The sequence below is a fragment of the Bacteroides sp. RTP31139st1_H2_RTP31139_211217 genome, from assembly GCF_040227615.1.
In the GTDB taxonomy this organism is placed as follows: domain Bacteria; phylum Bacteroidota; class Bacteroidia; order Bacteroidales; family Bacteroidaceae; genus Bacteroides; species Bacteroides uniformis.
Window position 1 is genome coordinate 1 of record NZ_JBCNZM010000038.1, and the last position, 23039, is coordinate 23039.

General features: G+C 48.6%; 24 protein-coding genes and 1 pseudogene. 3 read left to right on the forward strand and 22 right to left on the reverse strand.

Translation table 11 applies throughout. From position 1 onward, the window contains the following. The 12 genes and pseudogenes from ABUA47_RS08415 to ABUA47_RS08470 form a co-directional block, all read right to left on the reverse strand. Positions 1–425: pseudogene (locus ABUA47_RS08415) on the reverse strand (His-Xaa-Ser system radical SAM maturase HxsC); the annotation flags it as partial. A gap of 7 nt (positions 426–432) precedes the next feature. Further along, positions 433–1857 carry a His-Xaa-Ser system radical SAM maturase HxsB gene (hxsB, locus tag ABUA47_RS08420; RefSeq protein WP_349824451.1) on the reverse strand — a complete coding sequence of 475 codons (1425 nt, stop codon included), beginning with the start codon at positions 1855–1857 and terminating at the stop codon, positions 433–435. Between the two features lie 6 nt (positions 1858–1863). Continuing rightward, positions 1864–2193 carry a His-Xaa-Ser system protein HxsD gene (gene hxsD, locus ABUA47_RS08425; protein ID WP_021861854.1) on the reverse strand — a complete coding sequence of 110 codons (330 nt, stop codon included), beginning with the start codon at positions 2191–2193 and terminating at the stop codon, positions 1864–1866. 318 nt (positions 2194–2511) lie between these two features. Next, positions 2512–3816: a MobV family relaxase gene (gene mobV, locus ABUA47_RS08430; protein ID WP_349831532.1), complete on the reverse strand. Its 1305-nt coding sequence runs from the start codon at positions 3814–3816 to the stop codon at positions 2512–2514. Positions 3817–4026: 210 nt separating this feature from the next. Continuing rightward, positions 4027–4992, reverse strand: coding sequence for a toprim domain-containing protein (locus ABUA47_RS08435; protein WP_349824450.1), 966 nt, complete (start codon positions 4990–4992; stop codon positions 4027–4029). Between the two features lie 269 nt (positions 4993–5261). Continuing rightward, positions 5262–6503, reverse strand: coding sequence for a primase-helicase family protein (locus ABUA47_RS08440; RefSeq protein WP_117748428.1), 1242 nt, complete (start codon positions 6501–6503; stop codon positions 5262–5264). A 276-nt stretch (positions 6504–6779) separates the two neighbouring features. Then, positions 6780–7163, reverse strand: a complete 384-nt coding sequence (locus ABUA47_RS08445; protein ID WP_349824449.1) for a hypothetical protein — start codon at positions 7161–7163, stop codon at positions 6780–6782. A gap of 4 nt (positions 7164–7167) precedes the next feature. Next, a complete protein-coding gene (locus ABUA47_RS08450; protein ID WP_255379762.1) occupies positions 7168–8391 on the reverse strand; it encodes a site-specific integrase in 1224 nt (407 codons plus the stop codon). Between the two features lie 224 nt (positions 8392–8615). Then, entirely contained in the window at positions 8616–10211 is a 1596-nt protein-coding gene (locus ABUA47_RS08455) for a hypothetical protein (RefSeq protein WP_349824448.1), read from the reverse strand. A gap of 118 nt (positions 10212–10329) precedes the next feature. Continuing rightward, positions 10330–10596: a hypothetical protein gene (locus tag ABUA47_RS08460; RefSeq protein WP_057279576.1), complete on the reverse strand. Its 267-nt coding sequence runs from the start codon at positions 10594–10596 to the stop codon at positions 10330–10332. Positions 10597–10999: 403 nt separating this feature from the next. Further along, positions 11000–11296 (reverse strand): helix-turn-helix domain-containing protein, encoded by a 297-nt coding sequence (locus ABUA47_RS08465; protein ID WP_138272018.1) that lies wholly within the window; start codon positions 11294–11296, stop codon positions 11000–11002. Positions 11297–11309: 13 nt separating this feature from the next. Continuing rightward, positions 11310–11594, reverse strand: coding sequence for a helix-turn-helix domain-containing protein (locus tag ABUA47_RS08470; RefSeq protein WP_005682860.1), 285 nt, complete (start codon positions 11592–11594; stop codon positions 11310–11312). Between the two features lie 271 nt (positions 11595–11865). Between ABUA47_RS08470 and ABUA47_RS08475 the strand changes: the two genes are divergently transcribed. The 3 genes from ABUA47_RS08475 to ABUA47_RS08485 all read left to right on the forward strand — a co-directional run bounded on the left by ABUA47_RS08475 (position 11866) and on the right by ABUA47_RS08485 (position 13995). Further along, positions 11866–12684, forward strand: coding sequence for a phosphoribosyltransferase (locus tag ABUA47_RS08475; protein WP_138272019.1), 819 nt, complete (start codon positions 11866–11868; stop codon positions 12682–12684). A 260-nt stretch (positions 12685–12944) separates the two neighbouring features. Then, complete coding sequence (locus ABUA47_RS08480; protein ID WP_016271540.1) at positions 12945–13238, forward strand: helix-turn-helix domain-containing protein; 294 nt, start codon at positions 12945–12947, stop codon at positions 13236–13238. Between the two features lie 58 nt (positions 13239–13296). After that, complete coding sequence (locus ABUA47_RS08485) at positions 13297–13995, forward strand: NYN domain-containing protein (RefSeq protein ID WP_138272020.1); 699 nt, start codon at positions 13297–13299, stop codon at positions 13993–13995. Positions 13996–14225: 230 nt separating this feature from the next. Here the strand turns inward: ABUA47_RS08485 and ABUA47_RS08490 are convergent, their stop codons facing one another. The 10 genes from ABUA47_RS08490 to ABUA47_RS08535 all read right to left on the reverse strand — a co-directional run bounded on the left by ABUA47_RS08490 (position 14226) and on the right by ABUA47_RS08535 (position 23035). Beyond that, the gene (locus ABUA47_RS08490; RefSeq protein WP_100262844.1) at positions 14226–15017 is read right to left on the reverse strand and encodes a PRTRC system ThiF family protein; all 792 of its coding nucleotides are present in this window, start codon (positions 15015–15017) and stop codon (positions 14226–14228) included. Next, positions 15014–15715, reverse strand: a complete 702-nt coding sequence (locus tag ABUA47_RS08495) for a prokaryotic E2 ligase family D protein (RefSeq protein ID WP_100262843.1) — start codon at positions 15713–15715, stop codon at positions 15014–15016. Before ABUA47_RS08495 ends, ABUA47_RS08490 begins: the two co-directional genes overlap by 4 nt. A gap of 39 nt (positions 15716–15754) precedes the next feature. Further along, positions 15755–16864, reverse strand: a complete 1110-nt coding sequence (locus ABUA47_RS08500; RefSeq protein WP_138272021.1) for a hypothetical protein — start codon at positions 16862–16864, stop codon at positions 15755–15757. A 42-nt stretch (positions 16865–16906) separates the two neighbouring features. Continuing rightward, entirely contained in the window at positions 16907–17128 is a 222-nt protein-coding gene (locus ABUA47_RS08505; RefSeq protein ID WP_005682867.1) for a PRTRC system protein C, read from the reverse strand. Positions 17129–17149: 21 nt separating this feature from the next. Next, on the reverse strand, positions 17150–18229 hold the full coding sequence (locus ABUA47_RS08510; RefSeq protein WP_138272022.1) for a PRTRC system protein E: 1080 nt from the start codon (positions 18227–18229) through the stop codon (positions 17150–17152). Between the two features lie 20 nt (positions 18230–18249). Then, entirely contained in the window at positions 18250–18459 is a 210-nt protein-coding gene (locus ABUA47_RS08515) for a hypothetical protein (protein WP_005682869.1), read from the reverse strand. Positions 18460–18478: 19 nt separating this feature from the next. Continuing rightward, entirely contained in the window at positions 18479–18691 is a 213-nt protein-coding gene (locus ABUA47_RS08520; protein ID WP_138272023.1) for a hypothetical protein, read from the reverse strand. A 354-nt stretch (positions 18692–19045) separates the two neighbouring features. Next, positions 19046–20800: a DNA topoisomerase gene (locus tag ABUA47_RS08525; RefSeq protein ID WP_138272024.1), complete on the reverse strand. Its 1755-nt coding sequence runs from the start codon at positions 20798–20800 to the stop codon at positions 19046–19048. Positions 20801–20866: 66 nt separating this feature from the next. Next, positions 20867–21136: a DUF4099 domain-containing protein gene (locus ABUA47_RS08530; RefSeq protein ID WP_005682873.1), complete on the reverse strand. Its 270-nt coding sequence runs from the start codon at positions 21134–21136 to the stop codon at positions 20867–20869. 60 nt (positions 21137–21196) lie between these two features. Further along, positions 21197–23035, reverse strand: coding sequence for a DUF3945 domain-containing protein (locus ABUA47_RS08535; RefSeq protein WP_138272025.1), 1839 nt, complete (start codon positions 23033–23035; stop codon positions 21197–21199). Between the last annotated feature and the right edge of the window lie 4 nt (positions 23036–23039).

A 23039-nucleotide genomic window follows, 5' to 3' on the forward strand; every position in this document is an offset into this window, starting at 1 on the left:
CCTATTTCCTGTGTTTTTTTGTCAAATAAGGAAATAAGTTTCAAATTGAACGGGGTCTTATCTTTTTCCTGCAAAATAGGAGGTTGCGGACACATAATGCAACGGTGGTTACAACGCTCTGTAGCCATTAAAGCATTGTGATTGGAGAGTATTTCATACACGAATATAATTTCTCCTTGCTTATTGATAACAACCACATCTCCTTCTTGGAAAGTTCCGACATTCTCAACTACACAATACGGTTTCCCTTTACTTACAAACGATGTTGTTTCCGTAATGGTAGCCAAATATCCGATAGAGGGTTTACTTGCATCTTTGCATACCAATATATCGTTGGAACGACCAAACAAGTTATTCTTGCCAAAAGTTATACGTCCAACTATATCATCTTCGATGTTATATGAAGTTCCTTGAATCTGTTTCATCGTTCAATCAATTTAACCAAGACCAAAATATTCTGTTTATCTCAGGGTCGTGCTTCTGCAACAACTCAAACAAGTAGTGTATAATGGCTTTTGTTTTCTTACACATTTCGTTTGTTGGTCGGAAACCTACCATATCGCCTTGCTCTGACATATTACGTACCGGATCTGCACCGCAATAAGGTTGAAATACACATTCTGCACAGACAGGCAAGCATTCGTTACAAGCAGAAGCAATGATATGATGAAGTAATTCCCCATTAAACATTTCTTGATAGCTGTTTTCGTTTACATTGCCCAATCTAAAATAGTAGTTTTTGAAACGTGCCATCATACGAGCTTCATCAGAAACATACACATTTCCGTCATAGTCGTAGATTGCTCCAGCTATACCCACTCCAGCAGGTGACTGCAAATCCACAAAACCGGTAGCAAACGGCGTCAGCATTCGTTTCAACAACAATGCAGCAAAACCCTCTACAAAGAAAGTTCCCTGCTTATTTAATTCTATGATGTAATCCAGCCCATCTTTATAATTGGCGATAAACTCTTCAACCGGATAGGCTATCTTATCCTTGTATTTCTTGGCAAATCCATAAGGATTAAGAGAACGCAGGAATATGTTATTGAATCCCAATCTTATATATTCATCTATAATCTCCTTGAAACGTCCCAAACTATATTTGGAGGTGGTCATCAATGCAGAAACACACTCGTTATCTCCCCATATATTCCTTATCATAGCAAGATTCTTCTCAAAAATGGCATGATGGTCTAAATCCTTGTTTTGCAAAGGCCGGTTCATGTCGTGCAAATCTTTTGGACCATCAAGAGAAGTGGAAATCGTACATTTATGTTTCTTCAAGTACTTTACCATATCTTCGTTAAGTAGAGTAAGGTTCGTACAGATTACAAAATCCAATTCTCTTTTCTTGAATAAGTTTTGCCATTCGGCTTCTTCAATGATATATTTTACCATATCGAAGTCTGTTGATGGGTCTCCACCTTGAAACTCTATTTTGATACAAGGCGATGGAGATTGGAATATGGTTTTCACCACATTCTTTGCTGTTTTTTTAGACATGTCGGCAGAATGGTCATCCATATTTTTACGGGCAACCTGACAATAAATACAGCTTGAATTACAACGTAGTGTTGGCACAATCATGTGCAACGAAGTGAAATCACGCAAGATACTTTTCTTCGTTCTAAACTTAGTGGCAAGCATCTGCACCACATCTTCTACCTTGTCAGTTGTTGCTATTTGTTTGGAAGCAAGGTCATAGAACAATACGCTATGTTCGTCTAACTTGCCATTAACAAAAGTATGAAAATCATCATTTGACAAGAATACATATTCTCCTACTTCATTTGTTAGAAGATACTGATTATCATTGAATCGTTCAAAACGGAATGGTAGTAATTGATAAGCCATAATTCATCATTTTGTTACGGGTTTGAACGCTTCTTGAACTATCATATCACGAATATGGCCAAACTGAACATTTGTATTATAACGAATCTGTTGGTCTATCAATTCATTGCAAAACTGTTTCGGAATCACCTCAGTTACCTTGCTGTTATCTTTTGATTCAAAGATAACATTTACAAGTGTTTGATTACAAGTGTCCATCTGTTGATGAATATAGAATAAATGGGATAATTTATAGATAGCTGCTGTTATTACTTCTTTAGCATACAGGCTTGTATCTATTGAAACTTGAAACTTATCTTCTACAAGTTCCACAATGGGAATTTTAATATCTGCCATAGTCGTACATCTGTGTCTTTGGCAGTCCTCAAAGACCTTTATTTATGCACGAAGCGTGAACTGCAATGCAACTATGTCTTTAATGGAGGTCCTGAGAAAACCTTTACGAACAGATATAGTAATAGCAGCCCACGCTATAGCGTGAGAACCACTATGCTATCCTTGTTCGTAATTAGAAATTTCTCAGGTTTCCATTAACAAGATAAGCATAACGCTTCTTCTTTTTCCAATATGTCTTGGAAAGAGTCACCTCAATCCACTGCAAAAGTACAAAAAATCCGTGATGTAACATTCTACTATCACGGATTTTATTATGATTTACAAGTTAATACCCCGATTTTGTCTCCTTGCTTGTGGTTTCAGCTTCTCCATAAACTCTTCTTTCTTCCTTCTAAACCAGCTGACATGTGAAACTCCGTCAATGTGGAGGTTGAAATTCCCCTCCTTGTTCTCTTTAAGTGAACATATCGTTTTATCTACCCTAAAATGTTGGTTGAACTCGCGAGAATAGAGCTCGCCTTTGATGGAAACATCCTTGAACGTGCATAACTTTCTAATGAGGGCATCGCCAAAGTTCAGCGTATCACGCAGGAACTTGATGGTTGGCATCAGCTTCTCCACATACGGAAAGTAGCATTTGACAAAATCCACGAACTCGGACAACTTGCGGTGTCGCTGTTCGTAAGCATCCGTTATCTCCTGTATGTGCTTCGCCTGTTGCTGTTCCCTTTGTCGTGCTTCTTCTTCAAGTTCAAGGATGCGGTCTTGCAAGTCCTCGTTTCTGCGTTCCAGTGTCCTGACTTTGTTACTGCCGAAAAGAGAACCGACACTTTCTGCAATGTGAGTCGCTGCTGTGGTGGCTGCGCCTTTCAGTTTCTCGGTCTGCACCTCTTTCTTGGCTCGTCTGAGTTCCTGCTCCGCTTCGGTTTTCAGCTTCTGCAAATCCACGACTTCCGATTTCAAGCTGCCGGCAAGTTTCTGTATGTCCCGATAATACTGCTGCGTGGATTTGTGGCGAGCTTGCGAGCCGTCTCTGCCACGTTGCAGACCGTACTTTGCCATCGCGACGGCATAACTGTCTTGATAGGATTTCAGCTTCAAGCGCGTCATGATGTCATCGGCACACAAACGGACGGCATTGGCTGGTTTCTTGCGATAGCGTTTCTTTGCCTGTTCCTCACGTTTCTTGCGCTTGCGCTCTCCCTTGACAATCGGGACGAGGGTAACGTGTATGTGTGGCGTTTCCTCGTCCCTGTGCAGATGTGCAGCCACGATATTCTCCCTACCGAACAGGTCGGCAAAGTATTTCATATTGTCGCCACACCATTCATCAAGTCTGCCCTCCCTTTCGATACGCTTCATATCCTCGTGCGTTCCCGACACGTTGATACGGATAGCTCGAACTTGGTTGTTTCCGATTTTGCGTGTCAGTCCTGCTTCCTCCAATCTCTTTTGAATGGCTGCCGTGCGGTCTTTTATCCCATCGGGGTATGTGACGAGTTTTCGGTTAAGGTGTGTGCGTGTGGGGTCTGCGTTCTTCGGTATGATGAAACGCTCGATGTGAGCGGTCGTCCCGCTGTCAGAACCGTGCGCCTTTTCCATGTGTAATACTACGAATCCCATATATAATTCCTTTTTATTCTGCTTGTGAAACATCGTTTGATTATTGCTTATGTACGGCTGTTGCCGTTGGTCTTGGAGAGTCCAGAGAGGTGCAACCTCTTTGGCTTATTGGGGAATTTTCAGCGTTGCTTGCAATGCGGCTCGGACAAATTCCCTAATAAGCTACGGTATTTTCCATCGGTAAATACCTGTGCCGCAGCAAGCATCCCCTTACATCTTCAGCCCTTTCTTTTTTGGTGGCTGTATCATCCGCCTTGCGGATTGGAGTTGCTTCCTCTCCGTTATCGGTTTTTCCGATTGGAACACGGGCTTGCCACACAGGTAATCGTTCAGGTCTTTGTGTCCGTTGTAGTTGTCGGAGAAGTCCCGGATGCGACCGCTGAACTCTCTTGCCAATTCCAAGTAGGCATTTCTTCCTGCCTCGTCATTGTCAAGCAGGCAGTGGATGCGCTCGTACCTATGCAGCACGTCTATGGCTTTGGAAACATTGGCAACCGAATTGAGGATGACGTAATCCTGTCCGTCAAGGTTGGGCATAGTCGGGCAGTTCCTCATCCGCAACGTGAGGAATGACAGGTAGTCCATCATACCCTCAAACACAAGGCACTTCTCCTTCGGCTCTCCTTGCTGGCAGATATGGCTGATATCCTTCGGTGCGATGCAGCCCTTGAAGAAACGGTTGCGCACTTCATACCCTCCTGCCACATTCGGGAAGCCGATGGCGAAATAGGGCTTGCCGTTATGGATGAAGTGCAGTTCCTTACATTCCAATCTTGCCAAGTCGGTGTTTATGCCCCTTTCCTGCAAGTAACGGAGCAATGCAGGATGGGTAAGTTCTCCCACCTCTAACTGGTGGAAACTCGGTTCGGATGACTGCTGGCGAAAAGAGAAAGATACGGGACGGATGTGCGGTACTCGCTCCGCTATCTTATTGAGCAAGTAAGGCACATAGTCGGTTGCGTATAGTTCCTCTGCCAATGCGATGATGTTGCCGCCCTTGCCAAGTCCGAAATCGTACCACTTGTTAAGCTCGGTGTTTACCTTGAAAGAGGCATCCTTTTCTTCTCTCAACGGTGATTTGTACCAAAGGCTGTTGCCTTGTTGTTTGACGGGCGTATAGCCCAAACTTTGCAGATAGTCTGCAATGCGTATGTTCTTTACTTCCTGTATGTTCATAATTTTCCTATGGTTTGATGATGATTGTAAAACCGATGAATTGATGAATGTGTATGACAAACTATTGGATAACAATATTATACATCCTCATCATAGTTTCATCAAAGCACTTACCAAAAGAGAAAATCATCATTTGCCATATAGCGTATGGTCTGCCTGACCTGTTTCCTCTTTTCATCAGTAAGATGTTTTTGATGAATGTTTGATGAGAGTACAAACCTTTATATATCAGTGTAGTTATATCCTTATTCATCATTTTATCAAAATAATCAGAGTGTTGTCAACTGTTCTCTTGTTACGGTATAAAACCGTCCTATCCTCCGTATGGGAGAATAGCGGCACTCTCGGGTATAGTCCACTTGATAGGTGTTGTAAGTAAGCGTATTCGGTGCAGGAGTTAATTTCCAGCACTCCTGCAATACCTTACGGACTTGGTGCTTCTCCACCTTTACCTGTGAGTGTACCAGCAAAAGAAGAAGGTCGTTGTAGCAGAAAGAGAAAGTATCCGTACCAACACTATCCATGATGTCAAGGATAAGTTCTTGCATCTCTATCTCCAATCGGTTGCGGTTGCTGCGGATTATCTTCTGTAAGGCTTCTGTATGCAGCAAGGATGGGGCAAACCACATACGGCTTTCCTTTTCGGAGGATAGCTGTCTGTGTTGCAGGAAATGAAGAAAAGCGGGTATCTCCGCTTTCAGTTTTTGCAGAAAGTCGGTATCATCGGACTGCAAGCGTTCAATCTTGCGTACCCAATAGCGTGTTTCTCCTGCATCTATGATTACGGGCAGATACTCGTTGTTGGAGCATAGCACGAACTTGGCAAAGAACGCTATCTCGTCACGGTCTTTGCCTTTAGCTTCCACCTTATAGGATAGGGTTGTACTGAGGTTCTTCAACCTCTCGCTGTCCTCCCTGCGGTTGAGCAGCACCTCATCCACCACGATGAGGAGCTTTCCTGCCCAATCGGAATTGAACTGGCTGCGGAAATCCTCGTTGGTGTTGAACGTGACATTGTTCTGAAAAAGGGCTTTCAGAAAGTTGAGAAACGTACTCTTGCCTGTGTTGCGTTCTTCAGATACCAACAGCAGGATGGGCAACTTTTGGATGGGTTGCAGGTAGAGCAGTTGCAGATAGTCCATCCCCAACTCGTATTGCTCTCCGAAGATGTGCCGTATCAATGATTGGATGTGCGAGAAATCACCCTCCTTTGGTCGGTGGTCTATCGGTTCATAGAGGTTAAGGAACTTACCGACCACAGGGCGGTAGCCGATGTGTTCGGGTACGGTGCAGAAACCGTCATACTTGGGAACGCTGCCGATGTAGTCCTTGCCATAGTCTTGGCGCAGGGTCTCGTTGTTCCACGCGATGCGTTTCTTTACATACCCTCCGTTCAGTCTCGGCTGCTCCACAATCTTGTAGAGCGATGTTCCCACTCGGATGAACTCTTCTTTTGCCACGCTGCCATCTGATGGCGGCTTGTGGCTGTCTTGTTGTTTGTTAGCTGACATAATCAAATGGTTTTAAGTTTGAAAAATACCAGCCACAAAAGTATAATCATTTAATGAATAGGTTGTTACGCAAAATACAGCAGAATATAGAAAAAAGCCCCTCGGAACAAAAACTTTCAAAGGTTTGTCAATGGAGTCGGATTGGAAAGACGAAAAAACTCCCGAAAAGCGAATGGTCGGATGACGCTTTTCGGGAGAAAAAATCAGAGTATCTGTCGTATTGTTGTGCTGACGTACAGATTTAATGACTGCATTACGTCAGTCTCTCATCCCAATCTACGAGAGGTATTTGGGCTTGACTATTTCGGCATTGCCCAACGAAAAGAAGATGGTTTGTTTCTTTTTTCGCAAGTACAGCCTTTTCATGATGGCATTGCGCACCCGCTTTGCTCCGAATGTGCCGAAGTGGAAAGCGAGGGCAATTATCGTTTCAAGGTTGTAAAACTCCATGCTGCACTTGTCGGATAGGCGTATGGTACGCTTTATCTCGTACTCCCTCAATGCGCCACTTTTGCAAAGAGCCTTTATCCCTGCCCGAACGGTCGGGGCGGTGACACCGAACAAATCCAACAACTCGGATTCGTTCATCCATATATCGGTTGTGTCATTTGGCAAAATAACATTGCCGAACTCGTCTATTGTGATGGTACTTCTTTCCATAGCCCTATGCCATTGTTGTGTTTCCAAAAGATTGGTTCAGTTTGTCACCGAACATCGTAAGGTCGTGGTCTATCTTCTGCGTTGTTATCTTCGCATAGAGTTGGGTCGTAACGATGTTCGTATGTCCCAACACACGGCTGACACTTTCAATCGGCATACCCTTACTCAGTGCGAGGGTGGCGAACCCATGCCTTGCACAATGGAATGAGATGTCCTTTGTGATTCCGCACTCTTTTATCATCTTTTTCAACGGCTTGCATATAGACCAATAGTTCAGATTCGGGAAAACAGACTTGTTCGTTTGGAACTTTTCGTAACGCTTGATAATCTGCATAGGGATGTCAAGCAGTTTCACTTGGAACGGGACTTTGGTCTTGTGCCGCTTGGATAATATCCACTTCTCACCGTTCACCTCCACTATATCATCAGTGGTAAGTTCCTTGACATCCACGAATGACAGTGCGGTAAAGCTGGCAAAAACAAAGATGTCACGGATGTAGGAAAGTTTGGCATCCGCAAATTCGTGTGTCATCAGTGTTTTCAGTTCTTCTTCCGTCAGATACTCACGTTCCTTTATGTTGGGACTTATATGGAACTGCGCAAATGGATTTCTCGGTATCAGTCCGTTGAAGTGTGCACGCATTACAACCCCTTTCAGCCACATGCAGTTAGTCCAGATGCTGCCGTTCTGCAATCCTCTGTCGGTGGAAAGGAATACGGCAAACTCCTTGATGAAGTCGGGAGTAAGTTCAAGCATAGACAGGTCGCTTCGCTTGTAGTTCGCCCTGATGAATGCCGCTACATGGTTTCTTGCACGAACCCTTGCCATGTAAGTCCCTTTTACACGGTCAGTACCTACACGCTTTTGAAACGTGGCGTTGTCCTTGTCAAATGCTCCGAGCAATGTTTCATACTCGCTGCCGATTCCTTGATAGGCATTGCGCACCATTTCTGCCGTAACATACGCCTCTCTGTCTGAAATGCGCTGGTAGTGCTTGATGATTTGCGCCTTTATGTTGTCTAAAGCGTGGTTGATGTCCCTCGCCTCAATGCTCTTGCCTTTGGCTCGGTTACCCTTCGCATCCCAAAGCGTTTTCGGGATGGTCTGCTTGCAACTGAACTGCGCCACAGAACCGTTGATTGTCACTCGCCCCATGATGGGGACAATACCGTTTTTCTCCTTGCTGCCGTTCACGTAGAACAGCACTTTGAATGTACTTCTTGCCATACTCGTTTTTTGTTTGCAAAGTTAAATATCAACGAGTTAAACCTTGCTACGCAAAACGGTGACAAACGGTGAAATAGCGTCCTACATGTGTTAAATCTTACATCTTCTTGGGTAATGATTTGCAAACCGTTCTCCTGCTATATTCTGCTATTTCTTGCATTTTCCGCTTTTTCGGTTTGTCCTCATCTGACACCGTAACGACATTGGTACAAAGTCATTTAGCGTCATTTCTCCAATTTCCCGAGGTTATTCCAGAGATTTTCTTTAAGTTTGTAACCATAGGGAAGACCGGTGCCGGGATTGAGCGTATCAAACGCCTCTTTGTCAAATATCCATGCCTTTCCGTCCTTTACCAATTTGTCCAATGTCCCGGCGGTAATGCTTGTATCCTTATACTTGTTTTCCGCATCCGTCCATACCTGAATCCGGGTGATGTCGTCCTCCTTTTCAAACCACTCATCGTCGTATTCGGAATAATACCAGTTCTTCCGCTTGAATTCCTTCTCCGCTTTTTCCATGCACTTGCCACAACAGTACTTCTCGCCGGTCAGGTGCGATTGCAGGGCATCCCTGTGCAATATCCATTCCTGGCATTCATCACAAGTTGTACAGTCATCATCATGGTGGTATTCGTATATTGATTTTATCCATACAAAATCGTTCAGGTTTTCCGTATCCACATGGATTTGCGCACCGTTCCTGTAGCACAGCCGGGTTTCTTCACAATAATATCCATGATAGTCATCCCATTCATCCCCGTCCTCATCCCCATTGAGGTTGATGTCTGTGGTGTCAAGGTCGTGAGAATATTCTTCCGGTTCATAATTATAGGCTTTTTTCTTACTATGATTATACCATTTGAAGGAATCCTGGTAAGAGAGCGTGTCGCGTATATCCAATCGGCAGTCGATTTCAAACTTCTTATTTTTAAGGGAGTTTCCGGAAATGTCCACAAAAGCATCCGCATCACTGCATGATGCGCCGATAACTTTATATCCGTCTATGTATTCTCCATGAATCAGCTTGTCAATCAGCAGCCTTTTCAGCGTGTCGTCCTTATTGGAGGCGTATTGCCTTTCCAACAACCTCCATTTTTTACCGTGTTGGTCTGTCACGTCTGTAAACAGGATTGCCCTTGCTACGATATAATCATGTTCGTCTGTGATATAGGCGGCCTTGGCATTCACTGAATAGGCATAAAACTCATCCCTGTTCCTGCCCGTCATACAGGAACCGAAATCACCCTTGCATTTCCAATAGTCATATATCTTGTCAAACCGGTTGTCCACATGCAGTTTCAGACCGGAACCATGCCCGTAGGCATAGGTGTACCATTGCCGGGTGAAGACATCTCCGGAAAGCCAGTTCAGGATTCCCGAGGAAAGCAGCTTCCCAATCTCCGTTTCAAGGATAAGCGTCCTCATGAATTTTCCGGATTTCATTTTGAAGGTCCGGTTCCGTTCGACATTGATATAACAGACTGAAGACTTGTCCATATCTTCGCAAATCCCTTTGGATTCATTTGTCCTGTACAATCCGGAGTGATAGGTTTCCCCTATCAGTTCCACCTTGTTTGTAAGCTTCCCGTCGTTCCTTCCGGACTCTTTGACAGCCTCGGTAACTTTTTTCTGCAAGTCTGCCATATCGGATATGTGCAACAGGCTGTAATCGTTGTGTGTCAAACAATACCGGAGCAACAGGGGATTCTTTAAATGTCCGAGCAATATTTTGTTCTTTCTGGATATCACTCCGTTTTCCCTTGTTGTAAGTCCGAACCGTTTTTTGAAATCTTCGTAGTTTTTAATTTGGTAGTATAACATATTTTCCAGTTTTGATATTGTCCATGAATAAAAAAGAGATATCCCTCCCGGGACATCTCTTTGGGGTGTTTCAAACCGTATATTCCCTCACGTTGGAGTAAGGGTCTGTATTTCCTGTTCAGGCAGACATATACATCCGGATTGTTTTTTCATCCAGCCTAAGCAGTTTCTTTTCGGGCAGGAAACAGTCTATTTCTTCCATCAACTCAAATCCTTCCGGTGAGTTCGGGTGGTTCCGTATGGCATACTCCAGTTCGTCAGAGGCAATTTTCATTCCGTCGGTTTCGATGAACGGGTACTTTATTCCGAAAAAGTGGAGATATTCAATCCGGTTGTTGTCCGTCACTTCCGTTTTGTAATTTTTCATTTCTTTCGTTTGAACCATAATCTTTCTTTTTTGATTAAACATGACCGACTTGGCAAAAGCCAGTATTTCTATTTCTTATATGCCCCGGTTTGCTTTTTGCCGTGATTGCGCAAGGCTTGGAAGGAAAAAATACCGGAGCGAAGCGAGGATGATTTTTTCCTTCCAACCAGTCCGGAGGACCGCCTTGCCCAATCGAAGGCAAAAGGCGACCTTTGCAGGTAAGAATTGAAATACGATATGAATGGTCTTGTAAGAAATTGTACGGCAGTGATGTACGACGGCATTCGTGGACTATCCATGTACATGCCGCATTGTACGGCAGACATGGTAGGGAAATCCGACAGTCTGTCCGGGCATAAGTGTCATGTGCGGTCTTCCATGGAAAAGAAAAACCGTCCGGTAGACAGACGTGGTGCCGGATTCAGTCGAACGCTTCCATCCGGTTACTTTCCAGCAATGCCAGGACATCTTTCTCCTTGTACAATAATTTGCCTCCTATCTTGTAATAGGGTATTTTTCCGTTCAGGCGGTAGTCCGCCAGTGTCCTTCGTGTCAGTTTCAGCTTACCGGCAAGCTCGCTGTCTGTCATGTAACGGTCGCCGTTCAGTAGCGGACGGAACTTTTCCGCCTGTATGTCCAGAAGGTGGGACAATGTGTCAATGGTCCGGAAAAACTGCCTGATTTCCGGACTTTCCTTGGTCAATAGTGATTGTGCCATTGTATCTTTCCAATTAAAGGATTACCTGACGAATCGTATTTTCCATAAAGCGGATGATGTCCTGACGCCTGTAATATACTTTGCGGTCTATATGGCTGTAAGGGAGCGCCCTGCGTCTCCGGAGCTGTAACAGTTTTCCGGGAGAGACTCCCATCAGCATACATGCTTCCTGGTTGTCTATCCAGTCATCCATACTCCGGGAATTTTCCCCGCATATTTCCCGCACTTTTTTTGCAAGGGCTTCCAAGGCCCTGTTCATTTCCAAGAATGTCTGCGCTTCAATGGTTACGATTTCCATACGTTTCTCTTTTTTGTCCGGTACGAAAATAGGGATGGAATCCCTTTCCTCCAAAAAGGTGTCTGTAAATGTCATCAGACGGCATCAGATGGCAAGGGGAGCGAAAATGTGAAATATTTAAATGCCCCCGAGAAAGTAGCAAGCAGGAATTGAACAGGATTTTAGTCCCTGTTTAAATTTTCTTCAAAAGGGAATGACTTGCAGGTCTTTTCCGATAAAAACAACTATATTTATCCGCCATCAGGATTTTAACCTTTGAAACGTTTATATTATGGAATTAATTGTGAATTTGTCGGTGATATCGGTTTTTATCGGGCTTTGGATGTATGCCCGGTATTGGAGAAGAATGTGCGGGAAGGCGTTCTGCCAATATGCGGCTGCCTGCTGCGGGAGAGAGGAAAGAGAAAAGCTGATGCGGTATGCCATAATAGCGGGAAACCGTCATGCCCCCTTGTTGTATGCGTTGACTTATCCCGAACGGTTTGACAAGGCCCGGCCGTTACGCTTGTTTGAATTCAGGGGAATCCGCTGTGTGTTTGCCGGATATTATTTCCCTCAACGTTATGAAAACTGGCTTTGTGACGACCAGTCCGAATTTGTCCAGAAGGTGTATGATTTCAAGGAAGGGAGAGACCCATGCCGGAATTGTTTCTCGCAGGCGTTCCGGGTTCTTTCCGTTACCGGAGATGTGACCGCCATGTTTATGCCATGCAGCACTTCCCGGCGCTACCATCGACGTTTTTCCGGTATAGCCGCTTTTCTGGAGTCCGGGGGCTATGCCCGGTCAGGGCTGGATCTGATATGTATCACGGAAGACAGGGAGAGCAAACACACTTCCGAAAGGCGTTCCGGAGTGGATACGGCCAATTACATGATGGCGATGGGGCTGCGGGGAAAACGGGTCGTAATTGTGGATGACCTGCTGACCAGCGGTGACAGCCTGCTGGAGTATGCCCATAACCTGGAAAGGGTCGGCGCCATAGTGACAGGCGCTGTCTTTCTGGCCCGTACGTTCCGGATGCCCCCGCCGGCAACAGTCAGACGGGTTGTCTGGAAACATCATTTATCGGCGTTGCTGACAGGAAAGTAAGACGGCGGGCATGACTGTACGCGATTTGTAAAGTTTACAATACCCCCTTTACAACTTTACACTTTGTCTTTTACAATAATACGCGGAATAAAATTTGTATTCTTTTCTAATTATTTTATAATCAGGATATTCGTTTGATGCTTTTTGTGAAGTGCCGGCTGACGGCACGTTTTTTTCACTATGAATGGCATATACTCTTATCAGTGCGCACAAGAAAGGGTATTCCAGTAATAACCTTTAAAATACAGGAGAGACATGCCATGATGTATATAGACAATGAAGTGCTTGAGAAAATGATTATGACCATAGTGGAAGGGTTTGACCGGATGGAAAAGAAACTGGACAGTATGATGCGTGTGAAGGACTGCATGGATGGTGACAAGCTGCTGGACAACTATGACCTGGCCAGACTGCTCGGGGTGTCGTTGCGGACAGTGGCCCGTTACCGGGAGAAAGGGCTGATCCGGTATTATCAGACGGATGAGAACGGGAAGAACTTTTATCGCAGTTCGGATGTGCAGGAGTTCCTGCAACAGCGCGGGAAGAAAAAATAGAGAATGTTTTATTTCACAATGAGGAAGTTATGTTAACTTTGCACCTGAAATACATGTTATGAAGACAGATATGAAATATGCGGTGGCGGTCCTGGTGGACGGTGACAACGCATCCTTCGAGAATTTGGAGGATGTGATGGGGTTTGTCTCCCGCCACGGAAATGCCATTATCAGACGGATATACGGTGACTGGACGCGGAAACCGCTTTCCGGCTGGAAGGATGCCGCCGGAGAACACGGTTTCCGGCTGGTACAGGCCTCTTCCTTTGCCTCCGGGAAAAACACCACGGACATCGCCCTGGTCATAGACGCGATGGATATTCTGCGTGACGGACTGGCCGACTGTTTCTGTCTGGTTGCCAGTGACGGTGATTATACCCTGCTTGCCCAGCGGATACGGGAAGCCGGCCTGCCGGTATTGGGATACGGTGAAGGCAAGACCCCGGCACCGCTGGTACGCGCCTGTACTGAATTTCTGTATGCGGACTGCATGGAAGGGAAGCCGGTGGAGAATACGCCCGGATACTTTCTCCGGCGGGATATGGAATATTTTGACAGGGCTTTCGAGGAGGCCGCCGACGGTAAGACGGAAGTCCCTCTCTCGCTGATCGGAACCGCCCTGAAAAGGATGATGCCCAAGTTCAAGATAAAAAGATACGGTTGCAAGACTTTGGGAAAACTGTATGAGAAACTGGACCGTTATGAGCTGGTCCGGACGGAAAAAGGAGTGGCGGGAGCCGTACGGTTGAAACGCTGAATGTTTTTTATAAAGGGTGACCGAAACTCCGGTTTAGCCCGGATGAGCTTTTGATTTGAAACTTGAACGTCCCTAAAGGTAAAAAGAAGAGCCGTATCATTGCTCAAAACGGAGCTTGATACGGCTCTTTTCTGGTCTTGCAGTTACAATCAGTAGCTTTGCAGAGAGTCATTGGGGGGTAACATCCTCCGGATTTTTCAATTCGGGCATAATGACACTCTCTTTTCCGTTTATACCGGGATGGGATTCACCCGTAGCGTGTCAAGGTTGAGATAGGCTCCCCGGTAAAAGGTTCTTCCTTCCCTGAACATGCGCCAGAGGATGTCGCAGCCGGTTTGTGCCAGCATGGAGTTGATGAAGAGGTCCTGCTTCTGCAATGCTTCCGCCAGCGAACAGCTCGGTCCGGAATCCTTCTCCTCAATGGTGGAATAACTTGTCTCCTCGGTAATCACATTCATTCTGGGTATGGTGTGGTACTCGGTGGAGGCGGGCTGATGTATCTTGTTCCGGATATTGCCTATCAGAACCTGCCCGGTTGTCTGGGCATTGCCGAAATCCATCCAGTAAATCGGTGTCTTTTCGTCATTGTGCGTATTCTTCCTGTGGTGCTTCAGGAGTCTCCACAAGTCAAGCCGGGAACGGATGTTGTCCGTGCAGGTAATGATTATATTTGCCAGTCCGGGACTGTCACCGTCGTGTTTCCGCCTTGACGGGAAACTCTTTCCTTTCGCTTCCCAGGTGTAGCCGAAGAACCGGTTGATACGGGTGACAAGCGCCACAGCCTTGTTCAGCCCGGTTTCCGCCTCGCTGAACAGCTGTCGTCCGATGTTCGCTTCGGTAACGGTATCGGGGTCGAAGACCGTGACATGCAGTCCCGGATGGCCGAGCGCCTGCAATGCCATGCCCATACGTGCCAGGCAGGTGACTACCTGGGAGCCTGTGCCTCCTGCCCCGATTACGAAAACGGTTACCGGATGATAGGGATTGAGGAGGTATTGGTCTGTGTAATGTATTTTTCTCATGACAGTATATCTTTTAGCTGTTTGTTTGCCGGTTTGAGCTCGTCATTGTTGAACGGCCGCTCCCGTGCCTGCTCCGTTACCGAGACCAGATTGCCGCGTGTCGGATTTTCACTTCCTCCCAGGTGCGAGAATTCGCTGAGCCAGAAGCGTTTCTCCCAATATTCCTGAAGCGCGTGGAAGTCCATATTTTCCGGTTTTACCAATGTGGAGCTGCCCAGGCACACACTTCCGCGCGTCACATTGAAGAAAGGCGCCAGATAAAGCGGCGTGTCCTCTTCCGGTGTCCGCCCCTTGTAGGCGAATATGGTCATTCTCTCGTTTTCAATGATGTAGACAACTCCCGGCAGATGGAATATGCCATCCTTGATGTTCAGGCTGTCCTTGAAGAACATCCGCCGTTTTCCCGGCGGGTTGTACCATATATATTTCTCATGCCCTTTCCGGGTGTCGCACCATAACATGTTGGAAGGCAGCCTGCCGTGGGGTACATTCTGCCTTTCGTCCGAATAGGATTCCACCAGGGCGTTCATGAACTCATATGTGACCGGAATGCCCGCTTCCATTCTGCCCGCCTTGTTGATGGGACGAAGCTCAAGGTAATTCTTTCCGGTTGCATAAGCGCTTTCCCTGTATTCATAGGCAATGAGCGCCGCTTTGGGCACCATTATCTCCTGCATCTTCTTGGTCAGTTCATTCATCTCTATCTGATTTTTGATTTGAAATTTTGATTGGGGGAATTAAAAGGAGCCGGCTATATGCTGCATGAACCTCTGCATCCACTTAGAGAGCCTTTCCGGGTAATCGTCCATGCGGAACAGCCTGTCCGTTTCCGGTGTCAGGTACATGTATGTGACCGGGGTGATGGTATAGGTTTCACGGCAGTCCGAATTGAAATAAGACTCCATGTTTTCTGCCAGCATATCATTGTTGGAGTATGCCAGCATGATTTGGGTGTCAAGTCCTATCGGTGGAAAATCCGGTTCTTTCTCATACGCCCAGTCGTAATAGTACTGTATGAGACACGGGCTGTCCGGTGTTATCAGTTCCAGCCCCTCGCTTACCAGTCCGAGGAGGTCCCGTTCCCTCTTCGCTTCTGTCCGGCATTCCCGTATTTTGTCCTCCAGCCGTACACAGAACGGCTTTCCCTCCATCCGCTTGAGCGCTTTTGAGATTTTTCCGTTATCATAGGATTCCGCCAGCAGGCTGTTTCGCCTGACCTCCTGCGGCGAGGCGTCCGGGTCACGGTTCTTCCAGTCACGCAGTTCTTCCAGTGCCAGTTCGTAATACCATGTTTCCTTGACCATGTTCAATCCGTGGTGCCGGATGAACCGGCGGATGAATTCGCGGACGATGCACCGTACCGGTACGGAGATTTTCTCTATGAAATCAATGGGAATCCAGAACAAGGTGTAATCCGGCCATTCATGGAACCTGTACAGGCAGAAGTAAAGCCTTCCCGCCTTTTCCTCCAGATTGACCTGTTCGGGCAGCGCCTCGTCCATTGCCCGGTACAGTCCGGCGATGTTCATGCGGGGACTGCCCCCTTTCCGTGGACGGAAAGGGAGCTTTATCCCCATCAGCCCGGCATATCTTAATGCCGACCGGTAGAGGAAGTCAAAATTCTCGGATGTCGTGAGATTTGTTTCGGTTTCATCCGTTTCGTTTTCCATGTAATAATCGGTCGCAATGGGGGAAACTTTCCCGGTCAGAAAAGCATTACGCTTTCTGCCGGTGGCAATCTCCGTCTTTTTCGGGAGGTCACGCCCCGGCTGACATTTGAGGAACCGGCTTCTCTGATTATCAGGCCTGCCAGGTTTGCCGTCAGGGATTTCGGTAATAATCTGCATGTTTCCTTCTTTTGATTGTTTCTCTTTATTTTCGCCATATCCCTATCCTTTTGTCCCGATGGTTGTCTTGAACCGGTAAACCGTCCTGTCATTCTCCCATTCCGGCCCGTGCACGGTAGCCGTGGTCAGTTCGGGATAGGTCATGGAATAGAAGTCCATCACTTCGGAAGGGGACATGTTGCTGTCCGGATCTGCCAGTTCCATTTCTGTAGAATTTTTCTTCATTTTGAATATTCTCTGCAATCCTTTGATTTCAAGTGCCATAATTTTTTGTTTTTATAAGGTTTAACAACATACCGTTTCCATTTGCGCCTCATCTTTCATCCGGTATTCTTCCGGAAAGTCAAGGTATTCGGCATAAGGGTCCTCCCGGAGGAGTTCCCTGTCACATTCGTCATCCTTGTCAAAGCTGTACATTTCCGCCGGCTGCGGTTGCGACCTGTACTCGCGGTTCCCGCTGTTTCCCGGTGCGGCCTGTACGGAGACATTCTGCGGTTGCGCCGGGACCGGTTGCGGCCATTGTCCTCCGTACACGGGCTGCTGCGGCATGTGTACGGGCTGATGGAACTGTATGGTCTGCGGCATGGTCTGCGATGCCTGCACGGGCTGTCCGGGAGGTATCTGACCCCGTTGTTCCGCATAAGGATGAGAGTAAGCCGGTCTTCCGTCCGCTCCATATTGGACCGAAGGGGCAGGCTGTGTATATTGTACCGGTTGCGGAGGCTGCTGTTGCGGTACGTTTTGAGGCATGGCAGCTGCCGGTTCCGGCTCGAAAATCAGCGCCTGTCCGTCTTGCCGGCGTAGTGGTTGTGCTTCCTGTTGCGGTTGTGACGCCTGCATAAACGGTTCCTCTCCGAAAAGGCTTCCCTCGGAGGCTTTTTTCTGCACTTCCGCCATTTTTGCGTCAATGTCCTTCTGTCTGTCAGGTGTGGCCAGTACCTTCGCCTGCCTGAGCCACGTCAGCGCCTCGGAATAGCGTTTGCCGGCGGTCGCCTCATCCGCCTTTTTCAGCAATTTTTCCATTTTCTCCCGTTTTTCCCTGACCTCTTTCGGTTCCTTTTCCAGCGGGGATTTGGCGCCCTTGTTCTGCGACGCCGCCTGTTCCGCCTGTTTTTCGAATGTCTCCAGGTTGGTGAGGATGCCCTGCGCTTTCTGTACGGGAGTGCTGATGGCTTGAAGGAACTCTGCGTCCAGTTCCTCCGGAGTGCCGTTCAATACCAGGGGAACGATTTGCCCCCCGGCTTCGCCTTTCAGTCCGGTGCGGCGGGGCATGACAGCCACGGTCAGACGGTTGTCGACTTGCCGGATACTGAAACTCAGGTCAGTGCCGGCTGTAATCATTCGGTTGATAGCTTGAAAAAACATAGTGGTAAAATATTGAAGTGTTATACATTCGTTTCGTTAAAGAAATCCTTCAGGATTTGCCGCCTGTCGGGTTTTGAGGCGATGCCTCTCAACGGTTCCAGATAGTACCCGATATGTTTCGGTCCGTCCACCGTGCCGGGGATACGTTTTTTAGTCGGTCTGATACGGTGTGTGGCGGGCCATGCGGCCGGCATGACCGGAGCCGGGGAAGAAAATGCTGCTGTTCTCATGTCTTTGAAGGATTAACGGTTATACGAACATGCCTGCCAGAAGCAGGACAAGAATTATTTTTATGACAAAGGAAAGGGCCCTGAAAAAGAATCCGATGATTGTTCCCGAGAAGAGGAACAGGACGATGGTGTACACAGGGACGATCCCCTTGTTGTAAAGCAGGCATATTCCTGCGAGCAGGACCAGCGCTACCGCTTGTCTGCTGATTTTTTCGATGAGTTGCAGTTTCATGTTCTTTATAATTTTAAGTATGAATAATCCCATCGGGATATGTTTTCCCGATTTTATAGGCTCCCGTCCCTTGGATTGCCTTTTTGCGCAAGGCTTGGGGAAAGAAAATACCGGAGCGGAGCGAGGATGATTTTCTTTCCCCAACCAAGCCCCTGAAAGGGGCCGCCTTGCAGCAAATAATGAGGCAATCCAAGACCTTTGCCGCTTAAAAGCGGAAAAACTATCCTGCCGTCTTGTCCGGACCGGAATCAGGCCGGCTCTAAAAAAGGAAAGAGGCACGGGCCTCTGATGACGCCTGTACCTCTTTCCTCTTTTGTCTGTCTGGAATCCGGATGGCCGGTAAACCTCCGCGGGTCATTCCTCCGGGCGTTGGATCCGGCGGATTTCACCGGTAATCCCCTTCACCAGTTCCAGTACACCGTCCAGAAATTCCTCCGGTGTCCGTTCGCCCCGCTCTATCTGCGCCAGTTCCGCTTCCCAGCCCGAGGTGAGGGAGGCGTCGGCTATTTTCATGCCCCGTACCGTTTCGTAGAAAAAGAGTCCCTTGGGAGTCGGAATGACGTATTTCCCCGAATAACGGATATATTTGCGTTCGAGCAAGGTGCGGATGATGTTGGCTCGTGTGGCTACCGTTCCCAGTCCGTTCCTGTCCATGAATCCGACCAGTTCCGCATCCGTATAGGGGGAGGGCGGCAGGTTTCTCTTGCGGATGATGCTGCAACCGGCCACCTCTACCAGTTCGTCCCGGGACAGCTCGGGAAGGGAGAGGCTGGAAAAGCCTTCTTCCGCGATGAGGTGTTCCCGTCCCAAGACGCCGGTCCATCCTTTTTCCAGTATGCGGTATGTCCGGGTACGGAATTTGTGCGCGGCGCATACCGCATCGACCGTGGTGTATTCCACCTTGCAGGATGGCGAGAAAGCTTCGAGCATCCTGCCTACGATGAGCGTATAGACCTGCATCTCCTCCCTGGCCAGGTCGCCGGGTGACATGCCGGTGATGATGATGGCATGGTGCTCCGTCGTCTTCAGCGGGTTGATGACGGCCTTTGCGCCGGCAATATCCAGCCGGTCCGCATACGTCCGGAACTCCTTGCGCGCCAGCATCTTTTCCATGACGGCGGGAAGCGTGGCATACACATCCTCCGGCAAGAATCGGCAGGCAGTACGCGGATAGAAAATCAGTTTCTTCTCATACAGGCTCTGTGTGATTTCCTGTACCTGTATGGCAGTCAGGCCATGGTAGAGGTTCGCATCCGTCTGAAGTCCGGTCAGGTCATACAGAGCCGGAGCCCGAACCTCCTCCGTCCTGCGGCTGACCGCCGTGATGTGGGCTTTCCGTGCCGCCTTGCAGTCCTCGTACAGCTCCGTCGCATTCCGATGCTCCTCAAAATCTTCGGTGCGCCGCATCTTGATTATCCGGTTGTCTTTGCAGATGCTGATGAATACCGGCCAGCTGTCGGCACCTATGTGGTTCTCCCTTTCCCGATAACGTCCGCTTATGGCCGCCAGCACAGGTGTCTGCACCCTGCCCAGTGAGTTGTTTCCGAAGCCTACCGCCTTGCACACGGCATAACTTGAATTGACTCCCAGCATCCAGTCCGCCCTGTTGCGGCTGTCTGCCGCCAGGAACAGGTTGTCGAACTGATGGCACGGGCGGAGGTTCGCCATGCCCTCCAGAATGGCCTCATCCGTCAGTGACGAGATCCAAAGGCGGAGACAAGGCTGCTTGCATCCGAGGAAGCGGTAAAGGTGGCGGAACAGCATTTCCCCCTCGCGGGAGGCATCGGTGGCCGCAATGATCGTGTCGCATGCGTCGAACACTTTGGCTATCACTTTCAGTTGGAGCACCGCGTTGATGTCGGGATTCCATCCGGTATCCGTCTTTATGTTCTTCACCGTCAGGTAAGGAGGCGGGACCAGCGGGAAATCCTCCCATTCCACCCTCGCTTTTCCGGAATCCTTCGGCATCGCCAGGGAAAGCATGTTGCCGAATGTCCATGTCACCATGTAGCCGCCTCCGGTCATGTAACCGTTCTCTTTCTTATGGGCGCCTACCACTCTTGCTATCTCTCTGCCCACGTTGGGCTTGTCAGTCAATATTGCAATCATATTCTTTTTTTCTTTTTATGTACTCCGTACCGTCCGGCACGGAGTACGTGTCCGACTTCTTCCGTCTTATGCTTCCGGTTCCTTTTCCGGGCTGATTCCCTTGATTTCCAGGACCGGTTTTCCACCGGGTCCGGGTACCAGTCTCAATGTGGCGTCCATGCTCAGGTCGATGACCGGGGTACGGAACTTCAACGGAATGGCTTCCGTCTCCATGCCTTGCAGCAACCGCTCCATACTGCCGTCCGCCTCCAGCTGTTCCTTGCTGAGCCCGAGGGTCTTCAGAACGTTCCACTCCATATCTTCCGCCTTGAGGCGGGTCTTCTGATTCGTATTCATACGTTTCTTGATTTTGGGGTTGTTTGTAAAGTCATTTTCTCTGTCATTTCCGGTATCATCCTACATGGCCTGTTTCGCGCTTTTCTTCTGCTCCTGTTGTTGGGCATTGTCCGCCTGTGTCGCCCGGCGGGAAGTGTCCCTCCGGATATCCGGATTGTCCTGGAAATACTGCAACTGCCCGGAACCGGGGTTGACTTTCAGGTAGGAGCTGAACTGTTTTCCGTTGCTTTTCAGGTCGGAAATGAGAATGGCCTTTCCGTCCTGGAGGTTTGCCCTCTCCTGCGCGGTGAACACATGGCCGTACACTTCCGCCGGGATGCGCGGCGCCTGCTGCTCGTTGAACCCGTCCGGGGTACGGGAGTATTGCGGGTTGCCGGTGGTCATGTTCAGCTTGACGAAGGCGGAGAACTCCTCTCCCTTGCGGTTGACCATGTTTTCCAGAAAGACCGGCTGTCCCTTGCGGAGCAGCTCCTTGTCCTCGTGGGTGAGCTGCACGTTGCAGATCTCCTTCGGGATGTAGATTTCGCCTGTCTCCGGATTGTGGCGGGTATAGTTCGGACGTCCCGTCACCTTGTCCAGCGTGACGAATGAGGAGAACACCTCGTCGGAGTTCCTGCGTTTCATGTCCTCGACCAGGATGGTGTGCCCCTCGCTGAGCATCTTCAACTGGGTGGGGGAGAGCTGTACCCCGCCGAGGGACTGCTGGTTGAACGCCTGGTCCTTGGGAAAGATGAACTCCAGCCCCCTGCGTTCGGCGCTGTACTGTAGTGTCGCGCTGAATTCTTTCCCCTTGTTGGAAATCATCCCGTCCACGAACACCTGTCCGCCGTTCTTGAGGGTCTGTATCTCGTCGGGACTCAACTTGACACCCCTTACCTCATCCTGCACGTAGACATGCTCCTGGCGGACAGCCACCAGCTCGTTGGTGTTCTTGTCGATGGAGATCAGACAGGGTTCCGTCGTGCCTCCGCGCAGGTTCAGTTCCGCCACACGTCCCATGTTGCCGCTCTCGCGCAGGTTCTTCTTATCCTCCTCGGTGAAGATATGCCCGAAGTACGGGCGTTCCAGCTGCGGCTCCTTGCGTATGCCGTGGATGCCGAGCCCGACCTGTCCGTTCTGCATGGGTATCAGTGAAAGGCGCGCGTCCATACGGATGGTGGCGGCGTCCAATGTCAGCGTAAGCGGTACCAGCTTGTTCGTCTTGTAGCCTTTCAGCATGGAGTCAAGCAGTCCCTCCTGTTCGAGCGACGCTTTGGAAACACCGATCTTTTCCAGTGCGTTCCAGTCAATCATGTCCTCGTTGTAGCGGTAACGCGGTGCCTGCGGCTGTTGTTCCGCCTGCGGTACCTGCGGCTGCGCGCCTTGTGCCGCCTGTTGCACCTCGCTCTGTTGCAGGGGTTCCTGCGGTTGTTGCGGCTGTTGCTGTTTTTTCTTTGCCATCGTTTCTGTTTTTTCTTGGTTTACATTCTGTTCCTTCCTGTTCTCTTTGGGACGGATCTCGTAGCGCTTGAGGAACTCCTTCACCGCGTCCGTCTGTTTTCCTTCCGCCAGGTCCCTGATGGCCTGCTTGTTCATCTTGTAATCGTGGACGGTCATGCGGATCAGCCGGAAATGCGTGGGGTTCTTGAGCTGGCTCCAGAAATTCTTGATGAAATTCTCGAGGATACTTGAGTTCTTGTCGAATTTCAGGAATGAATTCTCGTTCCGTTCATCCGCCGGAACAGTTTTCACCTTTCCTTGTCCGTCGATTCCGCTGACCGCCCGCACGCCCGCTTTCGGGTCGTTCTTGTTGTGAACCAGCATCAGTTCGGTAATCTGTTCCACCGGAAGGGCCTCGTCTTTCGCCTTCGGTTTCCTGGTCCGTTTGGGTTTCTCGTTCATGTTCTTTTCTTGTGCCATACAT